We start from the raw sequence: 18,023 nt of genomic DNA on the forward strand, positions 1-18,023 counted from the left end.
TCATCACGATTCGCGGAGTATCATGATTCATTCTTCGAATATTGCGTTGAATCGATCGATGGAACCGCTCACCGACCCCGCGTCGACCGCACTCGACATCGCGCTGCTGCGCACCTTCCTCGAAGTCGTCGACAACCGCGGTTTCGCGCCGGCCGCCGAGCGCCTCGCGCTGACGCCGTCCGCGGTCAGCGGCCACATCAAGCGGCTCGAGCAGGCAGCAGGCACGGTGCTGCTCGCACGCACGACGCGCCGCGTCGCTCTGACGCCGGCCGGCGACACCCTCTACGCGTACGCACGCAACATCGTCGATATGGAGCGCGAAGTGCGGGCCCGGCTGCGCGGCGCTCCGGCACATGGCCCGCTGCGGGTCGGCGCGTCGGAGGATTTCGCGGGCACGTGGCTGCCGCAGGTATTGCGCACGTTCCGCGACAGCCATCCACGCTCGTCGATCGAGCTGAAGGTCGGCGTCACCGCATCGCTGCTGCGCGAGCAGACGCTGGGCCGGCTCGACGTCGTGTTCGGCAAGCAATGCCGGCAGGTCGACTCGGCCGGGGAACTGCTGTGGGAAGAGCCTCTAGTGTGGGCATTCGCGTCGGACACCGCACTCGAGGCCAAAGGCGACGTGCCGCTCGCGCTGTTTCCGGAGCCCTGCGTGTACCGTGAAGCGGCGGTATCCGCGCTCGCCGCCGCGCTGCGGCCGTTTCGCGTGCAGTTCGAAAGCGGCAGCATGGCCGGCTGCGTGTCGGCCGCACTCGCGGGCTTCGCGGTCACGGCGCTCGCGCGCAGCCAGTTGCGCGACGGCCTGCGCGCGTGCGGGCCGGATGACGGGCTGCCGGCACTGCCGGCCGCGCGCTTTTACGCATTCGCGTCGAAGCCCGACGGGACCTGTGCCGCGCTGATCGATGCGGTACGCGCCACGGGGCGCACCCGGCGGTTCGCCGTGCAGACGGGCTGATCCCTCGCTACCCTGCCCTGCAAATCCCGCGCGGCTCGCGCCCGACACCCTTCAGTGGGCGCCCGTAGCCGCGCCGGTTTCGTTCAACGCATCCGCCATCAGCGCCCCGAACCACTCGATGAACGCGTTGAGCCGCCGCGACCGGTGGCGACGATGCGGATAGACCGCCGACACATCCATCGGCGCGGCCCGGTGACCGGGCATCACCTCGACGAGCGCGCCGCTGTCGAGCAGATGGGCGACGTCGAAGCGCGGAATCTGGATCAGCCCCATCCCGGCGATGCAGCTCGCGATATAGGTTTCGGCGTTGTTGACGATCACGCGGCTCGGCAGCGCCAGCGTGTGCCGCCCGCTGTCCGCGCAGTATTCCCAGTCGAGTTCGCGCCCGGTCGTCGGCGACGCATAGCCGATCGCCCAGTGCCCGTGCGCAAGCGCGTCCGGATGCTCGGGCACGCCGCATTCGCGCAGGTAGTCTGGGCTCGCGCAGTTGATCAGCGCGAACTGCCCGAGCGGCCGCACGACGAGGCTGCTGTCCGCGAGCCGCCCGACCCGAATCGCGCAGTCGACGCCTTCCTGTACCAGATCGATCGAGCGGTCCGTCGAGCCGAGCGACAGTTGCAGCTTCGGGTGGCGGCGAAACAGCGACGGCAGCGCGGGCGCGATCACGCGGCGCGCGATCCGGCTCGGCGCATCGACGTTCAGCCGCCCGACCACGTCGCGATCGCGCCGCCGGAACAGCCGGTCGAGCTCGTCGGCTTCCGCGAGCAGACGCCGGCCGCGCTCGAGTAGCAGCACACCGTCGGCGGTCAGCTGGACTTGCCGCGTCGTGCGATGCAGCAGGCGCGTGCCGAGCGCCGTCTCGAGCTGCTGGACGGCCGCCGACACGGTCGCGCGCGGCACGTCGAGCGCATGCGCGGCCTTGATGAAGCTGCCCATCTCGGCAACCTGAAGGAAGATCCTGACCTGGTCCAGCTTGTCCATCGGCGGAAAACGTGGGTTCGGGCAACCGTCACCGACCGCCGTCGCGCGCAGCGGCCGGCTCCGGCGGCACAGAAGGAACGGGCGCGCGGCCTCGTGCCCGCGCGCCCGTCCATTGTCCATGCAAACGCGCCATTGCGGTACGCCACGCGCCCGCAACGACCGCAGCCGGGCGTGACTTCGCCGGTTACTTCGTCGTATAGCCGCCGTTGATCAGGATCGTCTGCCCGGTGATCCACCAGCCGTCGGTCACCAGATGGCGGATGAACGGCACGACGTCCTCGATGTCGGTCAGGCCCGTCTTGCTGAACGGCGACAGCGCGGCCGCGGTCTTGTGATACGCGACCGCGTCGGCGCCTTCTGCCGGGTAGAAGAACGGCGTGTCCATCGGGCCCGGCCCGACCGCCGTCACCGAGATCCCGCGCGCGCCGTACTCCTTCGAAGCCGCGCGCGTGAAGTGCTCGACCGGCGCCTTCGACCCCTCGTAGGCCGCGTAGAACGGCGTGAATGCACCGAGCAACGACGTCACGAGCGTGACGAGCTTGCCGTGATCCTCGAGGTGCCGCCCCGCTTCCTTGATGAAGAAGAATGCCGACTTGCTGTTGACCGCGAACATCTCGTCGTATTCGGCCTCGGTGATTTCGGTGAACGGCTTCTTCAGCACCTTGCCGACGGTATTGATCGCGATGTCGATCTTGCCGAAGCGCTGCTTCGCGTCGTCGAACAGCTTCTCGACCGCGGCAGCCGTCGTCAGGTCGGCCTGGAACGTCGCGGCTTGCGCACCGGCCGCGCGCACGGCCGCAGCCGTTTCCTCGGCCTGCGCCTGCGACGCCGCGCTGTTGTAGTGAATCGCCACCGCCTTCGCGCCGTGGCTCGCCAGGTCCCGGGCGATCAGGCCGCCGAGATTCTTGGCGCCGCCTGCGATCAGGACGACCTTGTCTGCGAGCGTGTGAGTGGCCACGGTTGACTCCTTTTTGCGTTGAATGAAACTAGGAGTGTAGGCACGCGCGACGCACCGGTCAGCCGGGCGCGGCTGGATGGATTATCCAGAAAAATGACCCAATCGGAATACGGGAACGGTGTCATGCCCCACCGACAACCGACCCGAAATCCGCTCGAGACGATTGCGGGCGGCCGCGCAATTCAGCGCGCATGCAGCGTTGCATCGATCTTGCCGAGCAGCCATTGCATGCCGGCCAGATGCTGCTGGTCGTGGCTGCAGAGGTAATGAACGAGACCACGCACGGTCAGCGGGCCGTAGCCTTCGAACTCGCCGGTGCGCGCGAACTGTTCCGGGGTGAGGCGTGCGAGCACGTCGAGCGTGTCGCGCCGCGCATCGCGAATCGCCGCGAGCACGTCGGACGCGTAGGCGGCGTCGTAGCGGCGCTCGGTCGCGAGCGCATCGCCGTCGATCGACATCAGCAGCGGACGATCCTCGCCGAGCATGCGCCGCAGCCGCACGTGATAGCCGTCGATCTCGATGTCGCGCACATGGCAGAGCTGCCCGAGCGGCGAGAAGCGCTCGCTCGGGATCCCGCTCCAGTCGTCGGGCATCCAGCGCGCATAGCCGTCCGGCACGGCGGCGAAATGGGCTTCGAGCAGGCGGGGAAAATCGGCGAGTGCGTCGAGCGTCGTCTGATTCATGCGGCAGGCTCCGTGCCGGATGAAGACGGAAAGACGGCGGCAACCCCGGCACGAGCCAGCCGCCGTCATGGCGCTACTTCACGCTGAAGCCGTATGCCCCTTGCGTGCGATGCCCGTCGGTCGCAACCGCCACCCATTTCACCGTATAGGCGCCCGTGCCGATCGCGGCGAGCGGCACCGTCATCCGCCTGGCGGTCGCGGCATCGATGTTCGCGCGGCCGTTGGAAACGGTCTTGCCTTCGCCGTCGACGACGACGATCGAGCTGAACGCCGGCTCCAGCGGCTCGGTGAAATCGATCGTGACGGCGGCCGGTGCGGCGGCCAGCGCAGCGCTCGCGGCCGGATTGCTGTTCGCGATGTGCGCGTGCGCGAATGCCGCCGAAGAGACCATTGCGGCCAGCACGACGACGGCGGCCTTGCGGCCGAACTGCAGCGGATCGAATTGCATGGACTTTCCGTGAAGAATGAACGAACGCCGCGCGCGGCGCGACGTCCCGGCAGCTTACCAGCGCGCACCGATTCGCGCCGATGCCTGCGCGCCGCTTGATAGAATGCGCGCGCTATGGATCTCGAAAGCATTCTCTACACACAGGGCTTCGGCTCGCGCCGCCAGTGCCGCGGCCTGATCGAATCGGGCCGCGTCGCCGTCGCGGGCGCGAGCGCGACCGACCCCGACGCATCGTTCGACACCGACGGCCTGGTGTTCTCGGTCGACGACGCGGCATGGCCGTTTCACGCGCACGCGTATCTCGCGCTCAACAAGCCGGCCGGCTACGAGTGTTCGCGCGACCCGCAGCACCACGCGAGCGTGTTCAGCCTGCTGCCGGCGCCGCTCGTCGCGCGCGGCGTGCAGTGCGTCGGGCGCCTCGACCAGGACACGACGGGCCTGCTGCTGCTGTCCGACGACGGCCAGTTCGTGCATGCGTACACGTCCCCCAAACGCAAGGTGCCGAAGACCTACGTCGCCACCGTGCGCCACCCGCTCGACGACGCGCAGCTCGCGGCGCTGCGCGCCGGGGTGCAACTGCACGGCGAGCCGAAGCCGATCGCGGCGGTCGCCGCCGACGCGCGTGACACGCACGCGCTCGCGCTGACGGTGCTCGAAGGCAAATATCATCAGGTGAAACGAATGGTCGCCGCGGCCAGCAATCGCGTCGAGGCGCTGCACCGCGAAAGCATCGGCGGCTTCACGCTGCCGGACGACCTCGCACCGGGCGCATGGCGCTGGCTCGGCGAAGCGGACCTTTCAGCACTGCGCAATTCCGTCAAAACCCTGTAAGGGAAAATCCGCACGATCGTTCGACGTCCGGCCGCATCGCGGCCGTGCCATCCCCCGCTATACTGAAATCACAAGCTGTACGAGCAGCGACGCAGGGGGACATCATGAACATCAACCATTCGTTCGAACTTTCGTACGTGACGATCGCGTTCGCGGTCGTGGGCGCCATCGTGATCGGCGGGCTGCTGGCCACGATGCACATGAAGCACAAATATCATCCGAACCTGATTGGCGCGCTGATCGGTGCGCTGCTGTGCTTCCTGCTGATCGAAGCGTTACCCGCGCTCACCTGATGCACCGCTCGGCGCGACCGTTTGAAGGAATTCGTCTACGGTCGGATAGCGCAACGTCACGCACAATTCGGCCTTGAGCCGGGCATTGGACAAGCGCCGCGATTCACGCATGAACGACAGGAGCGTCGGCTCGAGTTGACGCTCGGCGTCCGCGCGGCTGATGCGCGGCGGCGGCGGCAGGCCGAACGCCTGCGCGACCCGGTCGAAATACTCTCCCATTCGCAGTTCGCTGTCGTCCGACGCATGCACCGCGCGCGCCGGCCTGCCGCGCACGGCTGCCCGGCGCAGGATCGTCGCGAGGTCGTCCGCATGGATGTGGTTCGTGTACACGTCGTCGGCCGCGTCGAGCGCCGGCGTGCCGCGCTCGAGCCGCGCGAGCGGCAGCCGGTTCGCCGCATAGATGCCGGGAATGCGTACGATGCGCGCGGACAGCACGCCGCGCACCGTCGCCGCCCGCAATTGACGCTCGGCCGACACGCGCCGGAACGCACGCGAATTTGCAGGGCGCAGCGGCCGGGTTTCGTCGATTCGCGCGCCGCCACAGTCACCGTATACGCCCGTCGTACTGGCGTAGACGAGCGTCGGCGCACGAAGGGCGTCGGGTACAATACGCGCTGCCCGAACCGGCGCGCCAGCCTGTCGGGCAGCGGCGCGCAGCGTGCGGAGCCGGCCGACCGACGATACCGCCGGTACGGACGGCCGCCGCGCGGGCACGGACAATGCGGCGATCAGCGCACGCGTGCGCAGGTCGTCGCGACCGTCGGCTTGCGGCGGCGCAAGATGCAGGATCGTCCGGGCGAGCCCGGCGAGACGACCGAGCGTCTCCCGGCGATCGAGGTTGCCGACGATCGGCGTCGCGCCCGCCGCGCGCAATGTGTCGCAGCGGCCCGGATGGCTCGTCAGCGCGACGATGCGCAGGTTGCGGTGCGCGTCGCGCCATTGCGCGACGCAGCGCAGCCCGACGTCGCCGCAGCCGACGATCAGTACACGCGGCCGGCGCAGGATTCGAGTCGCGATCATGTTGGTTGCGAAATCAGTAGCCACCGTTGCGCGGCGCGCAACGGGCTTGCATTGTAGCTGCCGTGCGCGATATGCACGGTCCCCACATTTTGTTCTATTTGGTTCTATGGCATTCAACGTTACTCTCAAGCAAAGCGGCCGGCAGTTCCAGGTCGAGTCGGACGAAACCGTGCTGGCGGCAGCGCTGCGCCAGAACGTCCATCTGCCGTACGGGTGCAAGAACGGCGCGTGCGGCTCCTGCAAGGGCCAGATCGTGTCGGGCCAGATCGAACAGGGTCCGCACGCCGCGTCGGCACTGTCCAACGACGAACGCACGCGCGGTCTTGCACTGCTGTGCTGCTCGAAGGCGCAGTGCGACCTCGAGATCGACGTACGTGAAATCGCCGGCGTCGACGGCGTGCAAGTGAAGAAGCTGCCGTGCCGGATCGCGGCGCTCGAGCGCCGCGCCGACGACGTGATGATCGTGAAGCTGCAACTGCCCGCCAACGAACGCCTGCAGTACCTCGCGGGCCAGTACGTCGAGTTCATCCTGAAGGACGGTTCGCGCCGCAGCTACTCGATGGCGAACGCGCCGCACGAGGAAGGCCCGATCGAGCTGCACATCCGCCACATGCCGGGCGGCAAGTTCACCGATCACGTGTTCGGCGCGATGAAGGAACGCGACATCCTGCGCTTCGAAGGCCCGCTCGGCACGTTCTTCCTGCGCGAGGATTCCGACAAGCCGATCGTGCTGCTTGCTTCGGGCACGGGCTTCGCGCCGATCAAGGCGATCATCGAGCACGTCAGGCATTCGGGCATCACGCGCCCGATGACACTCTACTGGGGCGCACGCCGCAAGAAGGACATCTACCTCGGCGAGCTCGCCGAGCAGTGGGCGCGCGAGATCCCGAACTTCAAGTACGTGCCGGTGCTGTCCGAACCGGAAGACGCCGACCAGTGGACCGGCCGCACCGGCTTCGTCCATCGCGCGGTGATCGAGGACCTGCCCGATCTGTCGGGCCACCAGGTGTACGCATGCGGCGCGCCGGTGATGGTCGAATCCGCGCAGCGCGACTTCACGCAGCACCACGCGCTGCCGGCCGACGAGTTCTACGCGGACTCGTTCACGAGCGCCGCCGATCTCGCACATCCGGTCTGAGTACCGGGCGCCCGCGCCCCCGCTGCGCGCCGCCGTGTCACATCCGTGGCATCGCGGCGGTTTACAGTGGGGCGCGGGATGCCTTATGCTTGCGCACATGAACCGCTTCCTGTCCGCTCTCCGACGTCGCCGCTCGCCGCTCCGCCCGGATGCCGCCGGCTCGTCACGGACTCGCGCGTAACCTTTCCCCGCTTCACCGGTTACGCACCAGCTGTTCGATCCACCAGCCACGGCATTCCGTGGCTTTTTTATTGCCCGTTTCCCTTTCAACGTCCGCTGGAGTCTGCTGCCATGCCCCTGAACGATTACCCGATCGACTCGCTGATGTACATCACGAACCGCCCCGACATCGTGTTTACGCACGGCAAGGGTTCGTGGCTCTACGATCAAACGGGCAAGCGATATCTGGACTTCATTCAGGGCTGGGCCGTCAACAGTCTCGGCCACTGCAACGACGGCGTGGTCGAAGCGCTGAAGAAGCAGGCGGAAACGCTGCTGAACCCGTCGCCGGCGTTCTACAACGAGCCGATGGCGAAGCTCGCGGGGCTGCTCACGCAGCACAGCGTGTTCGACAAGGTGTTCTTCACGAACAGCGGCGCCGAAGCGAACGAAGGCGCTATCAAGCTCGCGCGCAAGTGGGGCCGCAAGTTCCGCAACGGTGCGTACGAAATCATCACCTTCGACCACAGCTTCCACGGCCGCACGCTCGCGACCATGTCGGCCAGCGGCAAGCCGGGCTGGGACACGATCTACGCACCGCAGGTGCCGGGCTTCCCGAAGGCCGAACTGAACAACATCAATTCGGTCGAGAAGCTGATCACCGACAAGACCGTCGCCGTGATGCTCGAGCCGATCCAGGGCGAAGGCGGCGTGATTCCGGCGACGCGCGAATTCATGCGCGAGTTGCGCGCGCTGACGAAGCAGCACAACCTGCTGCTGATCGTCGACGAAGTGCAAAGCGGCTGCGGCCGCGCGGGCACGCTGTTCGCGTACGAGCTGTCCGACATCGAGCCGGACATCATGACGCTCGGCAAGGGCATCGGCAGCGGCGTGCCGCTCGCGGCGCTGTTGTCGAAGGCCGACGTCGCGGTGTTCGAGGCCGGCGACCAGGGCGGCACGTACAACGGCAACCCGCTGATGACGGCGGCCGGCTACTCGGTGATCTCGCAGCTCGTCGCACCCGGCTTCCTCGAAGGCGTGCGCGCCCGCGGCGAGTATCTCAAGCGCAAGCTGCTCGAACTGTCGGAAGAGCGCGGCTTCGAAGGCGAACGCGGTGAAGGCCTGCTGCGCGCGCTGCTGCTCGGCAAGGACATCGGCCCGCAGATCGTCGAGAAGGCTCGCGAGATGCAGCCCGACGGCCTGCTGCTCAACGCGGCGCGCCCGAACCTGCTGCGCTTCATGCCTGCACTGAACGTCACGACCGAAGAGATCGACCAGATGATGGCGATGCTGCGGTCGATCCTCGACACGCTGTAAGGAGACCGCCGCGATGGATGCCGCCGCCGATGCTGTCGCTATCCGCCCGTTCGAACGTGCCGACACCGATGCCGTGCTCACGGTCTGGCGTGACGCGTTCCCGCAGTACGATGAAACCGGCGCGCCGCCGCACCGCGATCCGCTGCGATCGATCGAGCTGAAGCTCGCGACACAGCCGGAGCTGTTCTTCGTCGCGACCTGCGGCGCGCGGGTCGTCGGCACGCTGATGGCGGGTTTTGACGGACATCGCGGCTGGCTCTACTCGTTCGGCGTATCGAACGATGCACGTCGGCTCGGCATCGGCCGCGCGCTGATCGCGCATGCGGAAAGTGCGCTCGCCGCGCGCGGCTGCCTGAAGATCAATCTGCAGGTACTGCCCGGCAACGACGATGCGTGCCGTTTCTATGCGGCGCTCGGCTATCGCGTCGAGGAACGCATCTCGTTCGGCAAGACGCTGCCGGCCGCCTGACGGCCGGCAGCCACCCTCGTCAGCGCGTGATCGGCCCCGCGCCCGGCAACGGATTGCCGAGCGCGTCGGTCGGCACGGCCTGCTGCTCGAACGCCGCGAAATACGCGGCCCACTGCGTATCGCTCACGCGCACGATCAGTGCGCCGTCCTGCCACACGTCGTTGTGATCGTTGTGGTCGTCACCCGCGCGATGCAGGTAGTTCGAGCCCGTCGAACCCTGGTTCATGTGCGTGTCGTGAATGCCGTTGCCTTCCGAATACGTGCGGCCGAACACGACGACATCGAGCCCCTGCGACTGCGCGGCATTGACGAGCCGCAGCAGCGACGGGATCGGCTCCGGATTCTCGGTGCCGTCCATCACCGCGCTGGCGCGCCACGCGCCCGTCTCGTTCAGGATGTCGCTACGCAGATAGTCGAGCGCCGGCAGCGCGGCCTGCCCGGTGAGATCCGTATAGCCTTCGGGCGCGGCCGCGAGCGTCGCGGTGACCGGATGATGGAAATCGTAAACGAGCTTGTAGTTCAGCAAGTCGTCCGCGTCGCTGGTGCCGACGTTGATCGCGACGTCCCAGTTGCCGCCCGGTAACGCCAGCGTCAGGTGGATGTGATACTGGATCTCGCTGCCGTGCGGCGAGCCCTTCAGCTTCGCCACCGATGTCACCTTCGCCTTCACGAAACCGTAGTCCAGACTCATGCGTGCTCTCCGTGTCCCGGTGGGACCTCGATGCTACACGGCCCGTGTGTCGGTTTGCAGGCGACCTGCCGCGGACGGCCGCCCGATCGTTCCCGCGCCGCGGGCGCGGCACGACAGTCGAATGGAGTCCCGCACGCACGCACAAGTTCGGCCCGAATCGCCCGGCACGAAAAAAAAGCTGTCACGGCATCCCGTGACAGCTTTTCGAAAGCTCTTGTGCGACGCGCCCGGCATCCGCCGTCGCGCGCCGCCGGGCCCGCTCGTTCACTCGCTCATTCACCCAGATACGCGGCCCGCACCTTCGGATCGTCGAGCATCTGCTTCGCGTCGCCTTCCATCGTGACCGTGCCAGAGTCCATCACGTAGCCGCGGTCGGCAGCCTGCAGCGCGAGGCGTGCGTTCTGCTCGACCAGCAGCACCGTGATGCCCTCCTTCGAGATCTCGCGCACCACTTCGAAGATCTTCTCGACCATGATCGGCGACAGGCCCATCGACGGCTCGTCGAGCAGCAGCAGCTTCGGCTTGGAGAGGATCGCGCGCGACATCGCCAGCATCTGCTGCTCGCCGCCCGACAGCGTGCCCGCGAGCTGCGTCGCGCGCTCCTTCAGACGCGGGAAGAAGCCGAACATCCGGTCGACGTCCTTCTTGATCTGCTCGTTGTCGTTGCGCAGATACGCACCCATCTGCATGTTCTCGATGATCGACATCCGCGCGAAGATCCCGCGGCCTTCGGGCACCATCGCGAGGCCGCGCTTCAGAAGCTCGTGCGACGGCACGCCCTTGATCGACTTGCCGTCGTACTCGATGTCGCCCGCCGAATAAGCCTTGAGACCCGTGATCGCCTTCATCGTCGTGGTCTTGCCTGCACCGTTCGCGCCGATCAGCGTCACGAGCTCGCCCTGACGGACTTCCATGTCAACGCCCTTGACGGCCTGGATGCCGCCGTAGTTGACCTGCAAGCCCTTGATTTTCAACATTGCCGCTGCCATCAGTGCACCCCTGCGCCGAGATATGCCTCAATCACCTTCGGATTCTTCTGCACGTCCTGCGGCAGACCCTCGGCGATCACCTTGCCGTAATCGAGCACCGTCATCCGGTTGCACAGCCCCATCACGAGCTTCACGTCGTGCTCGATCAGGAGAATCGTGCGGCCGTCCGAACGGATCTTGTCGAGCAGGCGCGTGAGTTCGACCTTCTCGGTCGCGTTCATCCCGGCCGCCGGTTCGTCGAGTGCGAGCAGCTTCGGGTCGGTGGCCAGTGCCCGCGCGATTTCGAGACGACGCTGGTGGCCGTACGACAGGTTGCGCGACGTATAGTCGGCGTACTGCAGCACGCCGACGTACTCGAGCAGTTCGATCGCACGCTCCTTGATCTCGCGCTCTTCCTGGCGTTCGGCCGGCGTCTGGAACACCGCGCCGAGCAGCCCGTGCTTGGTGCGTACGTGGCGGCCCACCATCACGTTCTCGAGGGCCGTCATCCCGCCGAACAGGCGAATGTTCTGGAACGTGCGCGCGATGCCCGCCTTGGCCACCTGGTGCACGGCCGTCGGCGTGTAGTTCGTGCCATCCAGCTTGAAGTCGCCGGAGTCCGGCGTGTAGAGACCCGTGATCACGTTGAAGAACGTGGTCTTGCCGGCGCCGTTCGGGCCGATCAGGCCGTAGATCTCGCCTTCCTTGATCTGCAGGCCGACGTCGGACAGTGCCTGCAGCCCGCCGAAGCGCTTGTTCACGCCCTGCACGGACAGTCGGATTTGCTTGTCGCTCATGTGTATATCCCCTTGTCCGTTGGTTAAGCGCGCACCGGCTTCTTGCTGTTGCGCTTCGCCAGTTTCGCGATCTTGTCCTCATGCTTAGGCGCGGGCCACAGGCCTTCGGAGCGGTACAGCATGATGACCACCATCGCGAGGCCGTACAGCGCCTGACGGATCACTTCGGTATCGACGATGTCGTGACCGAACAGCGCGTGCTGCAGCGGGCTCATCGTCGAGCGCAGGAATTCCGGGAAGATCGCGAGCAGCACCGCACCGAGGATCACGCCCGGGATGTGCCCCATGCCGCCGAGCACGACGCAGGCCAGCACGACGATCGATTCCCAGAACGTGAACGACTCGGGCGACACGAAGCCCTGGAACGCGCCGAACATCGCGCCCGACAGGCCGCCGAACGACGCGCCCATCGCGAACGCGAGCAGCTTCACGTTACGGGTGTTGATGCCCATCGCCTTCGCGGCGATTTCGTCTTCGCGGATCGCCGCCCAGGCACGGCCGATACGCGAGTGCTGCAGACGCGTACAGACCCAGATCACCAGCAGCGAGCACAGCACGAACAGGTAGTAGTACAGGTAGACCGACGGCAGCTGGAAGCCGAACAGCGTATGCGTCTGCGCGAGGCTGAAGCCGCCGACGTGCACCGGATCGATGCCCGTGATCCCCTTCGGGCCGTTGGTGATGTTCACCGGACGGTCGAGGTTGTTCATGAAGATCCGGACGATTTCACCGAAGCCGAGCGTAACGATCGCCAGGTAGTCGCCGCGCAGGCGCAACGTTGGCGCGCCGAGCAGTATCCCGAAGGTCGCCGCGAGCGCCATCGCGATCGGCACGATGATGAAGAACGGAAGGTGCAATCCGTTCGGCGCCAGCGCCGCGATCCACTCGAACTGCGTGGTCAGGTGCGGCGAGCTCAGCAATGCCGCCGTGTAAGCGCCTACCGCGTAGAACGCGATGTAGCCCAGGTCGAGCAGGCCGGCGAAGCCGACCACCACGTTCAGGCCCAGCGCAAGCATCACGTACAGCATCGCGAAGTCGAGCACGCGGACCCAGTAGTTGCCGCCGGCCGAGCCGATCACGATCGGTGCCGCGATCACGAGGGCCGCGGTCAGGATGCCGATGGTGACGGTCTTGGCCGTGTTGCGCTGTTCGACGAGCGACGTCGACGATTCGATCGGTTGAATGGATGTCATGTTGTTTGCTCCCCTTCCGTTACGCGCGATCCGCGACACGTTCGCCCAGCAGGCCCGACGGACGGAACACCAGCACGATGATCAGCACGATGAATGCAAACACGTCCTGGTAGTTACTGCCGAATACGCCGCCCGTGAGGTTGCCGATGTAGCCCGCGCCGAGCTGCTCGATCAGGCCGAGCAGCACGCCGCCGACCATAGCGCCGCCAAGGTTGCCGATCCCGCCGAGCACCGCGGCCGTGAACGCCTTCATGCCGGGGATGAAGCCCATGTAGAAGTGCACGTTGCCGTATTCGGACGCGATCATCACGCCGGCCAGCGCGGCGAGCGCGGAGCCGATCATGAACGTCGCCGAAATCACGAAATTCGGGTTCACGCCCATCAGGCTCGCGGTGTTCGGGCTTTCCGCGATCGCACGCATCGCACGACCGAGCTTGGTCTTGTGCACGAGCAGCAGGAGGCCTGCCATCACGATGAACGCCACCGCGATGATCACGATTTCGGTCACCGAGATCACGGCGCCCGGCGTCGTGTCGGTGGCCTTGATCACGTTGATCGGATCGGTCGGCAGCAGTTGCGGGAACGGCAGCGGGTTGCGCGACCAGATGATCATCGCAGCCGTCTGCAGCAGGATCGACACGCCGATCGCGGTGATCAGCGGTGCGAGGCGCGGCGCGCGGCGCAGCGGCCGGTATGCGACCCGCTCGATCGCGAAGCCGACGAATGCACAGACGACCGCGGCGATGCCAAGACCGATCGTCAGCGTCGCGACGTTGCCGAGTGCGGGGAAGTGGTTCTGCAGCACGGTGATCGCGGAGAGCGCGACCATCGCACCGATCATCAGCACGTCGCCGTGCGCGAAGTTGATGATGCCGAGAATGCCGTACACCATCGTGTAGCCCAACGCGATGATGGCGTAGACACTGCCGAGCACCAGCCCGTTGAGAACCTGCTGGACGAAGATATCCATTTAAAGCTCCTTGGCCCGTGCTGCCGGAGGACGTTGCGCCCCGCGGGTAAGCGAGGAATCGCGCCTTCTCGGCGACACTGCGGGTACTAGTCGATACCGGTAAGGGTGGATCGTCCCGGCGCGCGCCGCCCGGCCTGTACAGCCGGACCTGCCGCCGGAGCGGATACAAAAACGGCACCGCACTGTTCCGGTGCCATCATGAGTCCCGTCGCTAAATCGTCACGACATCGAGGACGGTGTACTTGGCCTCCTTGAAGTCGTAGAGCTGCGTGCCGAAACAGCCGTCGTCCGGTTTCCCGAAGTCCGTGCCTTTTTCCGTCCGGGCCGCGATGAAACCCGCAACCGGACAGATCAGGTTCTGCGCCGCGTCGTGCGCGGGCTCGACCACCTTGGCGGCGCACATGCCATTGCCGCCAAGGGTTTGCGCTCCGATGCCGGACGCCGTCGCCTGCTTCGCAAGCGCGCCGTCCGCCGCCCGCGCGACGCCGTCACCGGCATCGCGAAGACGACACCCGACTTTCGTCAGGAGTCCGTCGGAATCCGTCGAATGAAACAGCGCGCCTGCCGCAACGCGACGGGGCGCGGCGACATGCTGTTTCGTCGAATCGAAATGAAAGGGGATCAGCGACATCTGCACGTTGCCTGCGTTGCCCCGAAACCAGGGCGTCCGTCGATCGACGCGCCCCGCTGCGGCCGCATCGCGGCCGGCAGCGCGTTGTCGGGCCACTCGCGTGCCCGTTGCCCGGTTGGCCGCGGCGTCGGCGGGTACTGCGTGCCGGGCTGCCTGCATGCCGAACTTCGGGCCTTGCGCGTTGAATTCCTCGATCGCCAAACGTGCCCCGTTATCCTTGTTCCTGTCCGATTGCGCAATGCGGCACGCCAACGGCACCGCACCAGCGGTCGTGGCAGCGCGCACGTCGCTGGCCGCCGGTTCTGCGAGTGCCGCAGCCTCCCTGCCCGCCCCGTCGTCGCTCTTTTTGCTGCAACCGGCAAGCATTGCAACCGGTGCGGCGACGGACATGGCGTAAGCCAACTTCACATGCATCGAGTAGGTCTCCCGCGCCTTGCCAAAACCCGATTTCAAAGCCATTCCGGCTTGAAAACGGGCGCATTGTAACTCCATTTATAGGACGCCAATAATCCTGATTCGATGGGGTTTTCCTGCATTGCAACCAATTTTGAGAGACGGTTAAGCGGCGCCATAGCAACCGGGTTGCACTATTAATGTGAATAATGGTTGCGATGTGAATTATGCGGTGCAAAAAAAAGCGCGCCGTGAGGCGCGCTTCGGGTGTATCTCGGGTGCGATGCGGCAATCAGGCGGCAGGCGGCAGGTTCAACCCGCGGGGCAGCGGAAACGACACGTTTTCCTCGATCCCGTCGAGTGCGCGGACATTGCGCACGCCGAGTTCGCGCAGTCGCGCGATCACGGCCTGGGCGAGCACTTCGGGCGCCGATGCGCCGGCCGTCACGCCGATGCGGCGCTTGCCGACAACCCATGCCGGATCGATCTGGTCGGGTGCGTCGACCATGTATGCCGCCACGCCGCGCTTTTCGGCCACTTCGCGCAGGCGGCTCGAATTCGAGCTGTTCGGGCTGCCGACGACGATCACGACGTCGCACTGCGGCGCCATGAACTTCACCGCGTCCTGACGGTTCTGGGTGGCATAGCAGATGTCCTGCTTCTTCGGCTCGCGGATCTTCGGATACTTCGCCTTCAGCGCGCCGATGATCTCCGCCGCATCGTCGACGGACAGCGTCGTCTGCGTGACGAGTGCGATGCGTTCCGGGTCGGCGAGCTGCAGTTTCTGCACGTCCTCGACGCTTTCGACCAGATGCATGCCGCGTTCGACCTGCCCCATCGTGCCCTCGACTTCCGGGTGCCCCTTGTGTCCGATCATCACGATATCGACGCCGTCCTGGCGCATCTTCGCCACTTCGACGTGCACCTTCGTGACGAGCGGGCAGGTTGCATCGTAAATGCGCAGCCCGCGCACGTCGGCCTCGTCGCGTACGGCCTTCGACACGCCGTGCGCACTGAAGATCACGGTGTTGCCGGCCGGCACTTCCTCGAGTTCCTCGACGAAGATGGCGCCCTTCTTCTTCAGATCCTCGACCACGTACTTGTTGTGGACGATCTCGTGACGGACGTAGATCGGGGCACCGTGCATCGCGATCGCGCGCTCGACGATCTCGATCGCTCGGTCCACCCCCGCGCAGAAACCGCGCGGTTGGGCCAGCAGGATTTCGGCGTCGGCGGCGACGGTCTGTCCGGACAGCGTATCGGTGGTGCTCATGATTACAGGATTCCGATGATTTTCACTTCGAACGTGAGCGCCTGGCCCGCGAGCGGATGATTGAAGTCGAACAGCGCCGAGGTTTCGCTGACTTCCTTCAGCACACCTGCATAGCGACCGCCGTCCGGCGCGTTGAACTCGATCAGCTCGCCGGGCGTGAAATCGTCGCCGACCATCCCGTTCTCGCGCAGCGTCGACAGCGTCACGCGCTGGAGCATGTCGGGATTGCGGGGACCGAACCCTTGTTCGGGCGTTAGCTGAAAAGTCGAATGGTCGCCGACCCGGAGCCCGATCAGAATCTGTTCCAGCGACGGCGCCAGTTGCCCCGCGCCGAGCAGCAGCGTGGCGGGCTTGTCGGAGAACGTGTTGACGATATCGGCGCCGTCGGCCAGTGCAAGCCGGTAATGCAGCGTGACATGGGAACCGGGCTTCACTTCGGATAGATCGATGAGGCTCATGAATTACTCGTGTTCGTCGGCGCCCGAAATGGGCCGAAAGGCCCGGCGCAAAGCCAATATTGTAAGTCACCTGAGCGCGCAAGGCTGAAAGTGCGACGAGGTCGCGCGCACGCCCCGCCGCCAATGGAGTTCAAGCATGCTGTCATCCCGCCTCGCCGTCGCGGCGACCGAATGTCGCGATACCGCCGATCCCCCGGCCGCTGCGGCCCGCCGCGCGGCCCCTGCCCGGCCGCGCAAGCGCCGCCCGCGCAACTGGAAACCGAATCTGCCGCGCGAGCGGCTGCTGGAACGCGGGCCGGCCGCGCTGACCGACGCGGAGCTGATCGCGTTGCTGCTCGGCACCGGCGGCGGCGGCCTCAACGTGTTCGACAGCGCGAGCGCACTGCTCGCGCGGTTCGGCAACTCGCTGCGCGACATGCTCGACGCGGAGCCCGACGTGTTCGCCACGCACCCCGGTATCGGCGCCGCGCGCTCGGCGCTGCTGATCGCCGTGACCGAAATCGCGCGGCGCGCGCTGGCCGAAAAGGCGCGCGTGCGGGTGCAGATCGATTCGCCCGGCGCGGTCGAGGACTATCTGCGACTGAAGATCGGCACACGTCCGTACGAAGTATTCGTCACGCTGTACCTGGATGCCCGACACGGCCTCATCGACGTGGAAGAAAGCGCGCGCGGATCGCTGACGCGGATGGCCGTCTATCCGCGCGAGATCGTACGCCGCACGCTGACGCTGAATGCCGCCGCGCTGATCGTCGCGCACAACCATCCGTCCGGCGCAGTGCAGCCGAGCGCGGAGGATCGCCGGCTCACGCGCGCCCTGCACGAAGCGCTCCAGCTCGTCGACGCGAAGCTGCTCGATCATGTCGTCGTCGGCGCGGCCGATACATTTTCGTTCGCACGCGCCGGTTGGCTGTAGACTGTGGCCCGGCGACCCGCCCCGGGGCCGCCGCAACGGCGATGCGAAATTGGGTTTGATTTCTCTGAACTTTTTCTGCTAGAATCGCCGTCTGTCTTTTTTCCAACCAGTTCTAGCCATCGAAGGGCCTTGTCTGTAAGGGCTTCGGCGTTCTGAGTGCAGCCATGGATCACGTGGCGGTACGATGGAACCTTCATCGGCGATCGAACCCCGAATTTAGCGTATTAGGAGTGCTCTCATGGCACGCGTATGCCAAGTAACTGGGAAAGCGCCGATGAGCGGCAACAACGTTTCCCACGCAAACAACAAGACGAAGCGCCGCTTCCTCCCGAACCTGCAAAACCGCCGGTTCTGGGTTGAAAGCGAAAACCGCTGGGTGCGCCTGCGCGTTTCCAACGCCGGCCTGCGTCTGATCGACAAGAACGGCATCGATTCCGTGCTCGCTGACCTGCGCGCACGCGGCGAAGCCTAAGCCCAAGGAGCA

General features: G+C 66.1%; 21 protein-coding genes. 8 read left to right on the forward strand and 13 right to left on the reverse strand.

What is annotated here, in order from left to right; all coding sequences use genetic code 11:
* Positions 1-58 precede the first annotated feature (58 nt).
* Positions 59-955, forward strand: coding sequence for a LysR family transcriptional regulator (locus J7024_RS13625; RefSeq protein WP_124827322.1), 897 nt, complete (start codon positions 59-61; stop codon positions 953-955).
* A gap of 51 nt (positions 956-1,006) precedes the next feature.
* On the opposite strand, the gene J7024_RS13630 is transcribed toward J7024_RS13625, so the two are convergent.
* The 4 genes from J7024_RS13630 to copC all read right to left on the reverse strand — a co-directional run bounded on the left by J7024_RS13630 (position 1,007) and on the right by copC (position 4,025).
* Positions 1,007-1,936 (reverse strand): LysR family transcriptional regulator, encoded by a 930-nt coding sequence (locus J7024_RS13630; protein WP_124827324.1) that lies wholly within the window; start codon positions 1,934-1,936, stop codon positions 1,007-1,009.
* A gap of 184 nt (positions 1,937-2,120) precedes the next feature.
* Entirely contained in the window at positions 2,121-2,894 is a 774-nt protein-coding gene (locus J7024_RS13635; RefSeq protein ID WP_124827326.1) for an SDR family oxidoreductase, read from the reverse strand.
* A 182-nt stretch (positions 2,895-3,076) separates the two neighbouring features.
* Positions 3,077-3,577, reverse strand: a complete 501-nt coding sequence (locus J7024_RS13640; protein WP_124827327.1) for a DinB family protein — start codon at positions 3,575-3,577, stop codon at positions 3,077-3,079.
* Between the two features lie 73 nt (positions 3,578-3,650).
* Positions 3,651-4,025 carry a copper homeostasis periplasmic binding protein CopC gene (gene copC / locus J7024_RS13645; protein WP_124827329.1) on the reverse strand — a complete coding sequence of 125 codons (375 nt, stop codon included), beginning with the start codon at positions 4,023-4,025 and terminating at the stop codon, positions 3,651-3,653.
* Positions 4,026-4,139: 114 nt separating this feature from the next.
* On the opposite strand from copC, the gene J7024_RS13650 reads away from it, so the two are divergent.
* Together J7024_RS13650 and J7024_RS13655 are read left to right on the forward strand one after the other, a co-directional pair.
* Positions 4,140-4,856 (forward strand): pseudouridine synthase, encoded by a 717-nt coding sequence (locus tag J7024_RS13650; RefSeq protein ID WP_124827331.1) that lies wholly within the window; start codon positions 4,140-4,142, stop codon positions 4,854-4,856.
* Between the two features lie 104 nt (positions 4,857-4,960).
* Positions 4,961-5,149: a hypothetical protein gene (locus J7024_RS13655; RefSeq protein ID WP_059527680.1), complete on the forward strand. Its 189-nt coding sequence runs from the start codon at positions 4,961-4,963 to the stop codon at positions 5,147-5,149.
* Here the strand turns inward: J7024_RS13655 and J7024_RS13660 are convergent.
* The gene (locus tag J7024_RS13660) at positions 5,132-6,169 is read right to left on the reverse strand and encodes an SDR family NAD(P)-dependent oxidoreductase (protein ID WP_124827332.1); all 1,038 of its coding nucleotides are present in this window, start codon (positions 6,167-6,169) and stop codon (positions 5,132-5,134) included. The genes J7024_RS13655 and J7024_RS13660 overlap by 18 nt on opposite strands.
* A gap of 106 nt (positions 6,170-6,275) precedes the next feature.
* Between J7024_RS13660 and J7024_RS13665 the strand changes: the two genes are divergently transcribed.
* The 3 genes from J7024_RS13665 (at position 6,276) to J7024_RS13675 (ending at position 9,252) form a co-directional block, all read left to right on the forward strand.
* Positions 6,276-7,307 carry a CDP-6-deoxy-delta-3,4-glucoseen reductase gene (locus J7024_RS13665; RefSeq protein WP_124827334.1) on the forward strand — a complete coding sequence of 344 codons (1,032 nt, stop codon included), beginning with the start codon at positions 6,276-6,278 and terminating at the stop codon, positions 7,305-7,307.
* A 291-nt stretch (positions 7,308-7,598) separates the two neighbouring features.
* Positions 7,599-8,783: an acetylornithine transaminase gene (locus tag J7024_RS13670; RefSeq protein WP_124827336.1), complete on the forward strand. Its 1,185-nt coding sequence runs from the start codon at positions 7,599-7,601 to the stop codon at positions 8,781-8,783.
* 13 nt (positions 8,784-8,796) lie between these two features.
* On the forward strand, positions 8,797-9,252 hold the full coding sequence (locus J7024_RS13675) for a GNAT family acetyltransferase (RefSeq protein ID WP_124827338.1): 456 nt from the start codon (positions 8,797-8,799) through the stop codon (positions 9,250-9,252).
* Positions 9,253-9,271: 19 nt separating this feature from the next.
* Here the strand turns inward: J7024_RS13675 and J7024_RS13680 are convergent, their stop codons facing one another.
* The 8 genes from J7024_RS13680 to J7024_RS13715 form a co-directional block, all read right to left on the reverse strand.
* A complete protein-coding gene (locus J7024_RS13680; RefSeq protein WP_124827340.1) occupies positions 9,272-9,943 on the reverse strand; it encodes a DUF2278 family protein in 672 nt (223 codons plus the stop codon).
* Positions 9,944-10,215: 272 nt separating this feature from the next.
* Positions 10,216-10,932, reverse strand: coding sequence for an ABC transporter ATP-binding protein (locus J7024_RS13685; protein WP_124827341.1), 717 nt, complete (start codon positions 10,930-10,932; stop codon positions 10,216-10,218).
* Positions 10,932-11,708, reverse strand: a complete 777-nt coding sequence (locus J7024_RS13690) for an ABC transporter ATP-binding protein (protein ID WP_059233415.1) — start codon at positions 11,706-11,708, stop codon at positions 10,932-10,934. Before J7024_RS13690 ends, J7024_RS13685 begins: the two co-directional genes overlap by 1 nt.
* Positions 11,709-11,731: 23 nt before the next feature.
* The gene (locus J7024_RS13695) at positions 11,732-12,901 is read right to left on the reverse strand and encodes an ABC transporter permease subunit (protein ID WP_124827343.1); all 1,170 of its coding nucleotides are present in this window, start codon (positions 12,899-12,901) and stop codon (positions 11,732-11,734) included.
* Between the two features lie 19 nt (positions 12,902-12,920).
* The gene (locus tag J7024_RS13700) at positions 12,921-13,871 is read right to left on the reverse strand and encodes a branched-chain amino acid ABC transporter permease (protein ID WP_124827344.1); all 951 of its coding nucleotides are present in this window, start codon (positions 13,869-13,871) and stop codon (positions 12,921-12,923) included.
* Between the two features lie 211 nt (positions 13,872-14,082).
* The gene (locus J7024_RS13705) at positions 14,083-14,916 is read right to left on the reverse strand and encodes a branched-chain amino acid ABC transporter (RefSeq protein WP_124827541.1); all 834 of its coding nucleotides are present in this window, start codon (positions 14,914-14,916) and stop codon (positions 14,083-14,085) included.
* 271 nt (positions 14,917-15,187) lie between these two features.
* On the reverse strand, positions 15,188-16,168 hold the full coding sequence (gene ispH / locus J7024_RS13710; protein WP_124827542.1) for a 4-hydroxy-3-methylbut-2-enyl diphosphate reductase: 981 nt from the start codon (positions 16,166-16,168) through the stop codon (positions 15,188-15,190).
* Between the two features lie 2 nt (positions 16,169-16,170).
* Positions 16,171-16,626, reverse strand: coding sequence for an FKBP-type peptidyl-prolyl cis-trans isomerase (locus J7024_RS13715; protein ID WP_014896285.1), 456 nt, complete (start codon positions 16,624-16,626; stop codon positions 16,171-16,173).
* Positions 16,627-16,762: 136 nt separating this feature from the next.
* Between J7024_RS13715 and radC the strand changes: the two genes are divergently transcribed.
* Together radC and rpmB are read left to right on the forward strand one after the other, a co-directional pair.
* Positions 16,763-17,539, forward strand: coding sequence for a RadC family protein (radC, locus tag J7024_RS13720; protein ID WP_124827345.1), 777 nt, complete (start codon positions 16,763-16,765; stop codon positions 17,537-17,539).
* A 238-nt stretch (positions 17,540-17,777) separates the two neighbouring features.
* Positions 17,778-18,011, forward strand: a complete 234-nt coding sequence (rpmB, locus tag J7024_RS13725; protein ID WP_004186391.1) for a 50S ribosomal protein L28 — start codon at positions 17,778-17,780, stop codon at positions 18,009-18,011.
* The last annotated feature ends 12 nt before the right edge of the window (positions 18,012-18,023 follow it).

Source organism: Burkholderia sp. WTPI3, assembly GCF_021483755.1.
Taxonomy (GTDB): domain Bacteria; phylum Pseudomonadota; class Gammaproteobacteria; order Burkholderiales; family Burkholderiaceae; genus Burkholderia.

Bases quoted from the DNA above. Each gene is read 5' to 3' on its own strand.
- J7024_RS13625 (WP_124827322.1), top strand. From the start codon at position 59: ATGGAACCGCTCACCGACCCCGCGTCGACCGCACTCGACATCGCGCTG.
- J7024_RS13630 (WP_124827324.1), bottom strand. From the start codon at position 1,936: ATGGACAAGCTGGACCAGGTCAGGATCTTCCTTCAGGTTGCCGAGATG.
- J7024_RS13640 (WP_124827327.1), bottom strand. From the start codon at position 3,577: ATGAATCAGACGACGCTCGACGCACTCGCCGATTTTCCCCGCCTGCTC.
- copC (WP_124827329.1), bottom strand. From the start codon at position 4,025: ATGCAATTCGATCCGCTGCAGTTCGGCCGCAAGGCCGCCGTCGTCGTG.
- J7024_RS13650 (WP_124827331.1), top strand. From the start codon at position 4,140: ATGGATCTCGAAAGCATTCTCTACACACAGGGCTTCGGCTCGCGCCGC.
- J7024_RS13655 (WP_059527680.1), top strand. From the start codon at position 4,961: ATGAACATCAACCATTCGTTCGAACTTTCGTACGTGACGATCGCGTTC.
- J7024_RS13660 (WP_124827332.1), bottom strand. From the start codon at position 6,169: ATGATCGCGACTCGAATCCTGCGCCGGCCGCGTGTACTGATCGTCGGC.
- J7024_RS13665 (WP_124827334.1), top strand. From the start codon at position 6,276: ATGGCATTCAACGTTACTCTCAAGCAAAGCGGCCGGCAGTTCCAGGTC.
- J7024_RS13670 (WP_124827336.1), top strand. From the start codon at position 7,599: ATGCCCCTGAACGATTACCCGATCGACTCGCTGATGTACATCACGAAC.
- J7024_RS13675 (WP_124827338.1), top strand. From the start codon at position 8,797: ATGGATGCCGCCGCCGATGCTGTCGCTATCCGCCCGTTCGAACGTGCC.
- J7024_RS13680 (WP_124827340.1), bottom strand. From the start codon at position 9,943: ATGAGTCTGGACTACGGTTTCGTGAAGGCGAAGGTGACATCGGTGGCG.
- J7024_RS13685 (WP_124827341.1), bottom strand. From the start codon at position 10,932: ATGGCAGCGGCAATGTTGAAAATCAAGGGCTTGCAGGTCAACTACGGC.
- J7024_RS13690 (WP_059233415.1), bottom strand. From the start codon at position 11,708: ATGAGCGACAAGCAAATCCGACTGTCCGTGCAGGGCGTGAACAAGCGC.
- J7024_RS13695 (WP_124827343.1), bottom strand. From the start codon at position 12,901: ATGACATCCATTCAACCGATCGAATCGTCGACGTCGCTCGTCGAACAG.
- J7024_RS13700 (WP_124827344.1), bottom strand. From the start codon at position 13,871: ATGGATATCTTCGTCCAGCAGGTTCTCAACGGGCTGGTGCTCGGCAGT.
- J7024_RS13705 (WP_124827541.1), bottom strand. From the start codon at position 14,916: ATGCATGTGAAGTTGGCTTACGCCATGTCCGTCGCCGCACCGGTTGCA.
- ispH (WP_124827542.1), bottom strand. From the start codon at position 16,168: ATGAGCACCACCGATACGCTGTCCGGACAGACCGTCGCCGCCGACGCC.
- J7024_RS13715 (WP_014896285.1), bottom strand. From the start codon at position 16,626: ATGAGCCTCATCGATCTATCCGAAGTGAAGCCCGGTTCCCATGTCACG.
- radC (WP_124827345.1), top strand. From the start codon at position 16,763: ATGCTGTCATCCCGCCTCGCCGTCGCGGCGACCGAATGTCGCGATACC.
- rpmB (WP_004186391.1), top strand. From the start codon at position 17,778: ATGGCACGCGTATGCCAAGTAACTGGGAAAGCGCCGATGAGCGGCAAC.